Raw genomic sequence first — 13,402 nt, 5'->3', positions numbered from 1 at the left:
ACTGGTTAGCAAACAGCAGCATATCTTTTGTTAGCGTGTGCTTCCATGCTGTTGTTGAGTATTTGAAAATAGTGATATACTCTTTTTACTTTTTCTATTGTGATGTCATCAGCGGTATCCAGGTAGTCGCTTATTTTTTTAGCGCCACGGATAGCGGTAGCATGATCTGTGTTGATAAACTCACCAATGGTTGTCCATTTTTCTTCTGTTAAATGGCTGGCGAAATAGCAGAACACTTGTCGTATCGAAACTATCCATCTTACACTTTTTCCTTCTGTAATTATGTCCTCCGAAACGTGAAAGGCTTTACAGGTTTGTTGTAAGATTTCATGTAAGGTGTAAACGCCTTTGTGTTCATAAAACCAGTCGTGAATACCAGGAATTGGGTTTACTCTTTTCATATATATTGGATCTTTCTTTTGCCTTGCTAATCTTAATTGTCCAAGGTTGTGACACAAAATTGGTCAAAATGTCATTTTGTTGGACTTTTGGCTGCATCTTTGTGTTCCTTTTCCGATTGCTTAGCAAAGATATGACTAAATAATTGGCTTTGCTAATTTAATTAGTCCAAATTTTAAATTTTTTTATTTTTGTGTATGAACCATTTTGCATCCAACATTCAGTTTCTCAGAAAATTCAAAGGCCTGAAACAGGCCGAAATGCTGGATGCGCTTGGCATTAAGCGCACCACCTGGAACAATTATGAGATGGGGGTGTCGCAACCCAATATTGATCAAATAGTTAGCATTGCCAGCTTTTTTGGCGTTTCGCTCAATATGTTGCTGGTGCATAACCTGGCCGATGATGTACATCTTTTAAAAGAACAAGCCACAACGCCCGCCATTGGCAACCCCGCCAATACCCTGTTGCGTATGCCGCAGGTAGTAACGGTGGATAATTCGGGGAATGAAAACATGGTAATGGTGCCGGGAAGGGCCCGGGCGGGTTACCTGAATGGGTATGACGATCCTTCTTATGTTGCCTCCCTGCCCAATTACCGTTTACCGGGTTTTGCCACCGGCACTTACCGCATGTTTGAGGTATCAGGTTTAAGCATGCATCCCACCTTTGATGATAACGACGTACTGATCACCCAGTTTGTAGAAAACCTCAACGATATACGCGACGACAGGGTGTATGTGATAGTAACCCGCCAGGATGGGGTGGTGGTAAAAAGAGTATTGAACCGGATTACCCGTGATAATAAACTGATTTTAAAATCGGATAACTACCGCCATCGCGAAGAGTTTCCACCTATTGTAGTACATCCCGAAGATGTGCTGGAGGTGTGGTACGGTATTGCTTTTATGAGCCGGCAGATGCGTGCCCCGGCCGAAATTTTTACCCGCGTGGCAGATACGGAAGCGCGTATTTACATGCTGGAAGAGACCTTGAAGAAGATGTTGCAACGCATACCCGACGCCCGGTAAACAAACCGGATTTACCCCTGTTGAAAGCTGAATTTAGCCCCGTGGGCAGTGAGCATTTATTTTTTGCTTTATGCAGATTATTTGTTCATATAAAACGGGTTAACTATGACCAGCAACTGCTTTTGGGAAAAACGGATACGTTTTATCCTGTTGTTTTGTTTGATAGTGGGTTATGGAGCGTTACCTGCCGGCGCCCAGGATAACCGGCTATTGATTACAGGAACCGTAAGTTCCGATTCTGCACTGTTAGAAGGAGCCATTGTAAGGGCCAAATCTGCTCCTAAAATCATTGCCCGCACCAACGAAAAAGGTTTTTACTCCATCAGGGCAGCTGCCGGCGATACGCTGGTGTTTTCATTTGTAGGGTATAAGCCATACGAAGTGGCCATACAAAGCCGCACACTGATAGAGGTAAAGCTAACCCTGGAAGACAATGGTTTAAATGATGTAGCAGTAGTGGGCTATGGCACTCAGCGTAAAATAAGCATGGTAAGCTCGGTTACCACCATCAACCCCAAAGAGCTGAAAGGGCCAACAGGCAACCTTACTACCATGCTGGCCGGTAGAATAGCGGGTTTGATTGCTTACCAGCAAAGTGGAGAGCCGGGGGCCGACAATGCTTCGTTTTTTATCAGGGGCCTGGGCTCGTTTGGTTCGGGCAAGGTAGATCCGCTGATTCTGATAGATGGCGTAGAATCGAGCAGTACCGACCTGGCGCGTTTGCAGCCGGATGATATTGCTTCTTTTTCGGTGTTGAAAGATGCTACCGCTGCCGCCGTGTATGGGGCAAGGGGCGCGAATGGAGTGGTGCTGGTGATTACCAAAAGAGGTGAATCGGGTAAAACCAAATTCGGTTTCCGGGCCGAAAATTCTATTTCTACCAACACCCGCAACTTCGGTTTCTCCGATAACATCACTTACATGAAGCTGGCCAATGAGGCGGTGCTTACCAGAACACCGGAGCAACTATTGCCTTATTCGCAGAATAAAATAGACCATACCGAAGCGGGCGATAATCCGCTGTTATATCCCAGTAACAACTGGATTCAACAACTGATAAAAGACTATACCGCCAACCAGCGGTTTAATCTCAACGTTTCGGGTGGTGCGCCTAATGCGCAATATTATCTTTCCGGCACCTATAATGTGGATAACGGACTTTTAAAAGGCAATGAGCTGAACAGCTTCAGCAATAACATTAAGCTGCGTAACTATGCCATCAGAAGCAACGTTAACTTTAAGTTTACCAAAACTACCGAAGCTATCATCCGGCTTTATGGCCAGTTTGATGATTACAGCGGCCCGGTAGGTGGTTATGATGATAATGGCAATCGTATCAATGGTGGCCAGGTGGCTTTTCGCAGGGCTATATGGTCGAACCCGGTAATGTTCCCGGCGGTATATCCTGCTTCGTATATGCCTTTGGCCAAACACCCTTTGTTTGGCAATGCCTTAATACCGGGTACCAAAAGTTTGTATATCAACCCCTATGCTTCCACTATTTCGGGCTACCAGCAGTATAAAAGCAGTACCATGCTGGCGCAGGTAGAGTTAAAGCAGGATTTAAGCGTTATTGCCCAGGGGTTGAACATACGTGGTATGGCGTATACCAACCGCTATTCTTACTTCGATCTGGCGCGGCAATACAATCCGTTTTTCTATTCACCCAGTACCATTGATGGTAAGGGCATAGAAAAGCTGATTCCGTTAAACGATGGTTCCAGCACTTCTATAGGCGCTGTAGGCACCGAATACCTGAGCTATAACGAAGGCAATAAAGTATTGAACACTACCTTTTATGCCGAGGGGGCCATTAACTATAGCCGCCTGTTTAACAGCGTACATGCTGTGTCGGGTATGGTAATAGGCATTATGCGCAGTTATCAGACTGCGAATGCCGGCGACTTGCAGGCTTCCCTGCCGGGTCGTAACATGGGAGTATCGGGCCGTTTTACCTATGGATATGATAATCGTTATATGATGGAATTTAATTTCGGTTATAATGGGTCGGAACGTTTTTCGGCCAATAACCGTTTTGGACTGTTCCCCTCTGTAGGAGTGGGTTACAATATTTCCAGCGAACGCTTTTTTGAGCCACTTACCCCTGTAGTGTCGAGGTTAAAACTAAGGGCTACTTACGGCCTGGTGGGGAACGACCAGATTGGCGCAAGCTCGGACAGGTTCTTTTACATGAGCAATGTAAACATGAACAACAGCGGGTATGGCGCTCAGTTTGGGCAGGATTACCTGTATGGCCGTCCTGGTGTGAGCATTTCCCGTTATGCCAATGACCAGATTACCTGGGAGCTGAGCAAGCAAATAAACCTTGGTGCCGATATTACCCTGTTGCGTTCGCTGAACATTGTGATAGATGCTTACCGTCAAAACCGCAGCAATATTCTGATGCCACGTTCCTATGTACCTACCACTATGGGGCTGGAGGCGGGAGTGTCGGCGAATATTGGAAAGGTGGAAAGCAAGGGGGTAGATATTTCGGCCGACTTCAATAAAGAGCTGGGTAATAAATGGTGGATACAAACCCGGGCCAACTTTACCTATGCCTCTAATAAAATGACGGTGTACGACGAGCCGGTATGGGGCGATAACCTGTCGTATTTATACCGTGCCGGGCATAGTATCAAACAAACCTTTGGCTACCTGGCCGAGCGTTTATTTAACGATGATGCCGAAGCGGCCAACTCGCCTTTGCAAAGCTTTAGCAGTGTGCAAAAGGTGATGGGGGGCGATTTGAAGTATCATGATATGGATAAAGATGGCCGCATTACCAGCAATGATGTAATACCGCTGGGTTATCCTACTACGCCTGAAATAGTATATGGCTTTGGGTTTTCGGTAGGGCATGGGGCTTTGGATATCAGCGCTTTTTTCCAGGGATCGGCCCGTTCTTCTTTCTTTATCAATCCTGAAAACATTTCTCCTTTTGTAATTAATGGCGGCGCGCAAAATGGCTTGCTGGATGTGCTGGCTAAAAACCACTGGAGTGAAGACAATCGCAATAGCTATGCGTTGTGGCCAAGGCTCAGTAATTTTTTTGTAGCTAATAACAATCAAACTTCCAGCTGGTGGCTGCGTAATGGTAAGTTTTTACGCCTGAAAACAGTGGAAGTTGGTTTTAATGTGCCGCAGCACGTGTTGCGTAAATGGGGCATTGGCGCTACCCGCATTTATGCCAATGGCAGCAACCTGTATACGTTTTCTTCCTTTAAATTATGGGATGTGGAAATGGGGGGTAATGGCCTGGGGTATCCTTTGCAGCGTGTGTTTAACATTGGTGTAAACATGGCATTATAGCACCACTTCCCCTTGTTTATCTATAAATAGAATTGTTATGAAACATAAAATAATTGCTATAACCACTTTGCTGTTGCTGGTGCAGGTATTTTTTTCCTCCTGTAAAAAATACCTGAATGTGGTGCCTGATAATGTAGCCACTATTGATAACGCTTTTGCTTTGCGCATTGAAGCAGAAAAGTATTTGTTTACCTGTTATTCGTACCTGCCACAAGATGGCACGGCCACGGGTAATATTGGTTTTACCGGCGGTGATGAAATATGGTTGCCCAAAACACAGCTGGGTACTATCAGTGGCGCTACTTCGTGGTATATAGCGTTGGGTAACCAGAACGTAAACAACCCCTGGCAAAATCAATGGGATAATATTCCCAAGGCTATTCGTGTATGTAATACATTCCTGGAGAATGTTACAGACCTGAGTAAGGTACCTGATCTTACCCTGGATGAAAGAATGCGCTGGATAGGGGAGGTGCAATTTTTAAAGGCTTATTATCATTACGTGTTATTGCGCATGTATGGCCCTATACCTGTTACCGATAAAAATATCCCGGTATATGCTTCGCCTGATGAAGTAAAGGTAAGCCGTGTGCCTTTTGATTCGTGTGTAACCTATATCAGTAATCTGCTGGACAGTGCCGCCGTAAAGCTACCGGATATGATTACCGAAACCGCTAATGAATTAGGCCGTGTTACCAAACCTATTGCTTTATCTGTGAAAGCTAAACTGCTGGTAATGGCTGCCAGCCCTTTGTTTAATGGTAATGCCGATTATGCCGGATTTAAAAATAAAGATGGAGCCAGCATGTTTTCTGCCACCTACAGTGCTGCTAAATGGCAGCTGGCAGCCAGTGCCTGTAAGGCAGCAGTAGATGCTTGTGAAGGTGTAGGGATGAAGTTGTATGAGTTTCCGGGGGCAGCTATGACATTATCGGATACCACTAAGCGGCAAATGAGCATACGTAATGCTATTACCGAAAGATGGAACAGCGAAAGGGTATGGGGCTTAAGCAATAGCCTGGCCTGGGAATTACAGGCTATTTGCATGGGTGTGCTAGTGTCGGGCGGCAATTCCAAGTTGTCGTACGGGCAGTTTGCGGCTCCTTTAAAAATGGCGCAGCTGTTTTATACTAAAAACGGAGTGCCTATTAATGAGGATAAAACGCTGGACTTTAGCAATCTGTCACAGTTGCGCATAGGCACACACGACGAGCGGTTTTATATAGGAGAAAATTATACTACTGCCCGTCTGAACTTTGACAGGGAGCCACGTTTTTATGCCGACCTGGGTTTTGATGGTGGTGTATGGTATATGTATAATAGTCCTACCGGCACCGATGAAGGCACTTATGTAATGCAGGCCAAGTTTACGCAGTTTGGTAATAATGGTACCGAAGGTTTTTATAACGAAACGGGTTACTTTATTAAGAAGCTGGTAGACTGGAATTTTTCTGCTACCAATTCAGCCTCTTCTGTCCGGTTTTATGAATGGCCCGAGGTGCGGCTGGCCGATCTGTACCTGCTGTATGCAGAAGCATTGAACGAAGCCAACGGCGCGCCGGTAGCCGAAGAGTTCACTTACCTGAATAAGATACGTGCCCGTGCGGGTATTCCTGCTATTGAAGAAGCATGGACCAACTTCTCTAACAACCCCACCAAATTCACCACTAAAGAGGGCATGCGGGCTATTATTAAACAAGAGCGTGGTATAGAGCTGGCTTTTGAAGGCAGCCGCTTCTGGGATTTACGTCGCTGGAAAGATGCGGTGCAACTGTTAAACCAGCCTATTACCGGGTGGAGTATTTATCAAAGCACTGCGCTTTCGTATTACCAGCCGCGTGCTGTTTACCAGCAACAGTTTGTGGCGCCACGCGATTATCTGTGGCCCATCAAACAGTACAACTTTACCGTAAATCCCAACCTGGTGCAAAACCCGGGCTGGTAATGTGCATTCATTTAAAACGAGGTTACATGAAAAAGGTATTATTCTTATCCACTTATATATACATACTACTGGCTTGCGCAGTAACGGCCTGTAAGGAAGATGTACAAAAGCCGCTCAACAGCAGCAGCGGTACGCCGGGCAAAGTGAGCAACATTGGTATTGTAAACGAGAATGGGCAGGCTACGCTTACCTATACTTTGCCTGGCAATCCCGACCTGGCTTATGTGAAAGCCGTATATGATTTGCGCTCGGGGGTAAAAAGGGAAGTAAAAGCTTCGCAGTATACCAACACCCTGGTGGTGGATGGCTTTGGCGATACGTTGCCACACGTGATTACATTGTATGCAGTGAATAAATCTGAGGTAGCATCAGAGCCGGTAGCCATTACGGTGAAGCCGTTGGAAAACCCGATATGGGCGGTGTACCGCAATTTAAAAGTGCTGGCCGATTTTGCCGGCGTGCGGATTATTTCTAAAAACCCGGTGCGCGCCAATGTGTCTATTATAGCTATGGTAGATACTACGTATGAGTATGTGTTACTGAGAGGTATTTATACTTCTACCGATTCTATTAACCAGCCTATCCGGGGTTTAAGTATTAAAGCCACCAAGCTGGCGGTGTTTGTGCGCGACCGTTTTTTAAACAGCACTGATACGTTGTTTACTACACTCACGCCCTTGTATGAAGCGGCTTTGCCTAAAAGCAATTATAAAACCATGACACCGGTAATATGGCCGGGCGATGCACCCATGACCAATTCGTCGTCAGGTACTGCCGGGGTAGGCATTCCTAAAATATGGGATGGAGATATCATTAACTGGCCCAGTTGTTTGGCTGGTACGCCTACCAACCTGGCCCCGCAAAGTTTTACGTTCGACCTGGGGCAGCTGGCGCAACTCAGCCGCATTGTGATATGGGATTACCCCGAATATCTGAACAACGGCCGTATTTATTACTACCGGGGGTGTATGAAGCGTTTTGAGGTATGGGGCTCGGCCAATCCTGCTACGGATGGCAGCTGGGATAGCTGGACTTTGCTGGGCGAGTTTACCGAGGTAAAACCTTCGGGCAGCGCCTATGGCATACAAACCACAGAAGATTACGATATGGCTTATGCAGGCTTTAGCTGGGACTTTCGCATTGATGTGCCTAAAATGCGCTACCTGCGTGTGCGGTGTAAAGAAAACTGGGTAGGCACCACGTTTCCCATGATATCGGAAGTGCAGGTGTATGGCGATGCCCGTTAATAACTGCCTATTTGTTGATGCTAAAAACAGTAAGATGAAAAAGAATTATTCTACCGGGATATACCTGCTGCTGCTGGCCTTTGTGTGCCTGCAGTTAGCAGCCTGTTCTAAAATGGATGAATACCGCAAGTATGCCGAAGGCGGGGAAATAGCCTATGCGGGAAAATTAGATTCCTTAAAAATATACTCCGGCCGTAACCGGGTGCTGGTAAAGGGCTTGTTTATAGCCGATCCGAATATTGTGTCGTGTAAAATATACTGGGATAGCCGTAAAGATTCGGTGCTGGTGCCGGTGGCCAGAACCCATGGGGTAGATACCTTATCGCAGTTGATTGAAAACCTGGAAGAAGGCGTGCATAGTTTTGAAGTAGTTACCTACGATACCTTTCAGCGTAAATCGGTAATAGTGAATGGTACGGGTACGGCGTATGGCGAGCGTTACCAGGCGTTTTTAATTAACCGGCCTGTTAACAACAGCGAGCTGGATGGGAGTGCCAAAACTTCTGTCTCATGGGGCGGTATGGATTTAACCAGCGGGGTGTTTGCCAGCGATGTCACCTTCACCGATACTTTTGGCGTGCTGCAAACCGTTCGGGTGCCTATTGCTATTGTTGATACGGTGTTAAAGCCTTATAAGTATGGCACCACCTTTACCTACCGCACACTGTTTTTACCCGATAGCTTAAGCATTGATACTTTTTACACCGGCTATCAAACGGTGAATGTGTTAATGAATGTAACCAAACAATACCTGGCCAATACGGGCGGCCCGTTCAACTATTCTTCGTGGGATGCCAAGCGCTGGGGCATACTGGCCAACTGGACCACCAACAGCCCGGTGAAAAATGCATCGGGGTATGGAGGTTACGAGCTGCGGTCGAATGTGGGCGTGTTGTCGTTTGAAGCAGGCTGGGGCTTGCCCAATGTAACGGAAGGAAAAATATACCAGACGGTAACCCTGCCCCCAGGTAAATATGTATTTGAGGCGGTAGTGGATGCCTGTAGCAGTTCGGGCGCCATGTATGTGGTTGCGGCCCTGGGCACTGCCTTACCTGATATCACTACTTTCACCGCCAGCCCGCCACTGGGCAATATTGCCTTTGTTACACCCGGTACCAAGCAGGTGTCTTTCACCCTGCCGGATGAGCAGGTGGTGACATTGGGCCTGGCGGCCACACTCGCCGGCAATAGCTCTACCGGGCAGTACTGTAAGGTGACTGCTGTGCGGTTGAAGTTTTTGAAACTGGAATAATAAGCCCCTCTTTTTTGTTGATTTGCCCCCTTTACACGCGGTGAAATAGCAGTTGCTTTACGCCACTGGTAAAGGGGGCTCTATTGTATTACCTAAACGATGAGCAGATGAACCAGGCGACTAATAGCATAGTGGCTGCCTTTGTATGTGCCTGTGCCTGCTTTGGGCATATAGGGCATGCAACAGCCCAAACGGGAATAACGTATTATGTAGATGCGGCAGCTGGCAACGATGCCTGTAAGGGCACGGATAAAAAGCAGGCCTGGAAAACCCTGAACAGGGTAAATGCCCACCGGTTTGCAGCAGGAGATAGCCTGTTGTTGAAAGCTGGTGAGGTGTTTGAAGGCTGTTTGCAGCCGAAGCGGAGCGATAAAGTGGCCAACGGGTTGCCGGGAGTAATTACCATAGCCAGTTATGGTCCGGGAGCAAAGCCAGAGATAAGGGCAGCTGGTAAAAGTGTAGCGGCCATTCATTTGTATAACACACAGGGTTGGCAGGTGATGAATCTGGCGGTTTCCAATACCGGAACAGAACGGGCGCCAGGCCGTTGTGGTGTGTGGGTAGAATTAAATAACTATGGTGTAGCCCGCCATATACGCCTGCAACAACTGGAGGTGAAAGAGGTAAACGGCAGCCTGGTAAAAAACAAAGGTGGCGGGGCAGGGATTATAGTGAGTAATACAGGTAAGCAAACGCCTTCGTGGTATGAAGATGTATGGATTGAGCATTGCGTTATCAGCAACTGTGCCCGCAACGGCATACTGATCAATGGTAACTGGGAGCGGCATGCGTGGCTGCCCAATAAGCAGGTGGTGATACGGGGTAATGTGATAGAGGGGGTACCAGGCGATGGCATTGTACCCACCGGATGCGATAGTGCCCTGGTGGAATATAACCGCATGAAAAACTGCCCGCGTTTGCTGCCCGATGGCGAAGCAGCGGCGGGTATATGGCCCTGGAGTTGCGATAACACGGTGATACAGTATAACGAAGTAAGCGACCATAAAGCGCCCTGGGACGGGCAGGGATTTGATGCAGACTGGAATTGTAACAACACGGTGATACAATACAACTATAGCCATGATAATGAAGGGGGCTTTTTGCTGATATGTGATGATGGCGGGGTAAAGCACCCGGTGAGTGCAGGCAATACCGGAACAGTGGTGCGTTATAACATCAGCATTAATGATGGGTTCAGAAGCACGGGCAGGCATGCCGGTTTTTCGCCGCTGATACATGTGCCGGGGCCGGTAAAAAATGCGCGCATTTACAATAACCTGGTGGTGCGTAAACAGCGGGCTGGCAGTAAACTGGATAGCAACTTTATTGCTTTTGATAACTGGGGTGGTTTTGCGGCCGATGTGTTGCTGGCAAATAATATGTTTTGTTTACAGGAAGGCACGGGGGTGAAATATGGCAATAGTTCTTTAATTCGATTTTGTAATAATATGTATTACGGTTTATTTCCTATTTTGCCGGAAGATAGTTTTGCCATTATCCAGCCGCCTGCTTTTGTTACGGAAGATGTTTTTGCAGGTAACCAACCTGCTGCTTTCCGGCTAAAAGATACTGCATCCTGCGCAGGACATGGCATACCTATCGGGAACAAACCATTGAAAGATTATTTTGGAAATTGGATTGGCATTGGCGAAAAGCCTTCAGTGGGTATACAGCAATGCAATCGTTAAACCAATACTATGCGAAAGATCAGTTTGCTTGCAGCAGGGTTACTAAGTATGATGAGCTGGGGAAGTAATGCCGGCATGGCTCAGAAAGTAAAGAAAGACAAAGCGTTGTTACAGCAGATAGACAAAAACCTGTCTAATGGAGTAGCACAATACCGGGTGCTAAAGCAAAACACTCCGGCAGGCCGCTTTCCTAAAACCTGGCATAGCAATAAACAAAGTGCCGAAACCTCTACCAGTGAATGGTGGTGCAGTGGTTTTTATCCCGGCACTTTATTGTACCTGTATAAAGCTACCGGCGACACCGCTTCTTACAATGAAGCATTGCTTCGTTTACAGTCACTGGAAAAAGAACAGTACAACACTACTACGCACGACCTGGGTTTTATGATGTTTTGCAGTTTTGGTAATGCCAACTATGTACAGCCCCGGGAAAAATATAAACAGATACTCATCAACAGCGCCAAATCGCTGGCCAGCCGTTTTAACCCGGTTACGGGTTGTATTAAATCGTGGGACTCAAAGCCGGGCGACTTCCTGGTGATCATTGATAACATGATGAACCTGGAATTGCTGTTTTGGGCCACGCATGTAACAGGCGATTCTTCTTTTTACCAGATAGCGGTAACGCATGCCAACACTACTATGAAAAACCATTTTCGCCACGATTACAGCTCGTACCATGTAGTTAACTACAATGCAGAAACCGGTGCGGTAAAGGAAAAGAAAACAGCACAGGGGAATGCGGATTCTTCGGCCTGGGCCCGCGGACAGGCCTGGGGTTTATATGGCTATACGGTAATGTATCGCGAAACACACGATCGTAAATACCTGGACCAGGCCAATCATATTGCTTCTTTTATACTGAACCATCCGAATATGCCCGCCGATAAAATTCCTTACTGGGATTTTAATGCACCTGGCATTCCCTATGCCTTGCGTGATGCTTCTGCCGCCAGCGTGATGGCTTCGGCATTTTTAGAATTAAGCAAGTACGTGCCGGCCAAAACAGGCAGCGGATATGTACATACAGCGGAAACCATGTTGCGCGGCTTGTCTTCTTCGCATTACCAGGCTACCGGTGGCGCTAATGGTGGATATATGATTCAGCATTGTGTAGGGCATATGCCTAACAAAACCGAGATAGATGTGCCACTTACTTATGCCGATTATTATTTTGTAGAAGCCATGTTACGTTATAAAGCATTATGAGAAAGCGAGGAATAGGCTTGCTGTGTGCAGCCACGCTGTGTTATGGCATAGGTGCTATAGCCCAGCAAAAAGCGCAATTGATACCAGTGGCCGATGGATGGGCTGCCAACTCGGTGAATGCGGTGATTTTTAGAAAGAATGCCTTAACTACTTATAAGGATACGCAGTTTATTGCTTTTTATAATGTGAATAAACAGGTGGTGCTGGGTAAAAGAAAGCTGGGGAAAAGCCAATGGATATTACATACCACCGCTTTTACCGGTAATGCCAGTGATGCACATAATGCCATTAGCATTATGACCGATGGTAAGGGGTATTTGCACCTGTCGTGGGATCATCATAACAATGTGTTACACTATACGCGTAGTGTTGCGCCTGGTGCTTTGCAAATGGAAGCGCCTATGGTTATGACAGGTAAGCACGAACAAAAAGTAGCGTACCCTGAGTTTTATAAGTTACCCGGCGGCAACCTGCTTTTTTTATACCGCGATGGCGCATCAGGCAATGGTAACCTGGTAGTGAATACATATGATATAGCTACCCGCCAGTGGGTGCAGTTACAGGATAACCTGATAGATGGGGAAGGCAAAAGAAATGCCTACTGCCAAACAACGGTAGATGCAAAGGGCGCTATACATATTTCGTGGGTATGGCGAGAATCGCCGGATGTGGCCACTAATCACGATATGTGTTATGCCCGCAGCACAGATGGGGGTATCACCTGGGAAAAAACAACGGGTGAAAAATATACACTGCCCATTACTGCTGCTACCGCAGAATATGCCTGCCGCATTCCGCAGCAAAGCGAGCTGATTAATCAAACTGCCATGTATGCCGATGAAAAGGGCAACCCTTATATTGCCACTTACTGGAAGCCAGCAGGCACGCAGGTGCCACAGTTTCAGCTGGTGTATTATCACCAGGGTCAATGGCACAGCAGTATCATTACCCGCCGCATTACCTCTTTTAGTTTAAGTGGCACGGGCACCAAAAAAATACCGGTGTCGCGTCCGCAGGTAGTGGTCAATAATAAAGGCAAACAGGTAAGCGCCTGTGTGATATTCCGTGATGCGGAAAGGGGAAGTAAAATTTCGGTAGCTACCTGTAAAAACATAGCCCGTTCGCAGTGGGAGATAAAAGATATTTACGAAGCATCGGTAGACCAATGGGAGCCTTTGTATGATACAGATGTGTGGCACACCAAAGGGTTACTGCATTTGTTTGTGCAACAGGTGGCGCAGGGAGATGGAGAGAAAACCGAAAATGTGCCGCCCAGACCGGTAAGCGTGCTGGAGTGGAAACCTGTTTTTTAGTGTTTA

9 protein-coding genes are annotated in these 13,402 nt (G+C 46.8%); 8 read left to right on the top strand and 1 reads right to left on the bottom strand.

Annotation, left to right across the window (positions count from 1 at the left end; all coding sequences use genetic code 11):
• Window positions 1-5 precede the first annotated feature (5 nt).
• Window positions 6-401 (bottom strand): helix-turn-helix domain-containing protein, encoded by a 396-nt coding sequence (locus FLA_RS26600; protein ID WP_076376056.1) that lies wholly within the window; start codon window positions 399-401, stop codon window positions 6-8.
• A 195-nt stretch (window positions 402-596) separates the two neighbouring features.
• Between FLA_RS26600 and FLA_RS26595 the strand changes: the two genes are divergently transcribed.
• From FLA_RS26595 to FLA_RS26560, 8 genes are all read left to right on the top strand, one after another.
• On the top strand, window positions 597-1,430 hold the full coding sequence (locus tag FLA_RS26595) for an XRE family transcriptional regulator (protein ID WP_076376054.1): 834 nt from the start codon (window positions 597-599) through the stop codon (window positions 1,428-1,430).
• 105 nt (window positions 1,431-1,535) lie between these two features.
• A complete protein-coding gene (locus FLA_RS26590) occupies window positions 1,536-4,742 on the top strand; it encodes a SusC/RagA family TonB-linked outer membrane protein (protein WP_076376052.1) in 3,207 nt (1,068 codons plus the stop codon).
• A 37-nt stretch (window positions 4,743-4,779) separates the two neighbouring features.
• A complete protein-coding gene (locus FLA_RS26585; protein ID WP_076376050.1) occupies window positions 4,780-6,687 on the top strand; it encodes a RagB/SusD family nutrient uptake outer membrane protein in 1,908 nt (635 codons plus the stop codon).
• A 26-nt stretch (window positions 6,688-6,713) separates the two neighbouring features.
• Window positions 6,714-7,934, top strand: a complete 1,221-nt coding sequence (locus FLA_RS26580) for a DUF5000 domain-containing lipoprotein (protein WP_076376048.1) — start codon at window positions 6,714-6,716, stop codon at window positions 7,932-7,934.
• Between the two features lie 34 nt (window positions 7,935-7,968).
• A complete protein-coding gene (locus tag FLA_RS26575; RefSeq protein ID WP_076376046.1) occupies window positions 7,969-9,186 on the top strand; it encodes a DUF4998 domain-containing protein in 1,218 nt (405 codons plus the stop codon).
• Window positions 9,187-9,293: 107 nt separating this feature from the next.
• Complete coding sequence (locus FLA_RS26570; protein WP_076376044.1) at window positions 9,294-10,874, top strand: right-handed parallel beta-helix repeat-containing protein; 1,581 nt, start codon at window positions 9,294-9,296, stop codon at window positions 10,872-10,874.
• A gap of 9 nt (window positions 10,875-10,883) precedes the next feature.
• Complete coding sequence (locus FLA_RS26565; protein ID WP_076376042.1) at window positions 10,884-12,083, top strand: glycoside hydrolase family 88 protein; 1,200 nt, start codon at window positions 10,884-10,886, stop codon at window positions 12,081-12,083.
• Entirely contained in the window at window positions 12,080-13,396 is a 1,317-nt protein-coding gene (locus FLA_RS26560) for a BNR repeat-containing protein (protein ID WP_076376040.1), read from the top strand. The genes FLA_RS26565 and FLA_RS26560 overlap by 4 nt, the downstream gene beginning before the upstream one ends.
• Window positions 13,397-13,402: the final 6 nt, after the last annotated feature.

It is taken from the genome of Filimonas lacunae, assembly GCF_002355595.1.
In the GTDB taxonomy this organism is placed as follows: Bacteria; Bacteroidota; Bacteroidia; order Chitinophagales; family Chitinophagaceae; genus Filimonas; species Filimonas lacunae.
The sequence above is the reverse complement of the archived record's forward strand: the minus strand, read 5'-3'. Positions and strand labels throughout refer to the sequence as shown.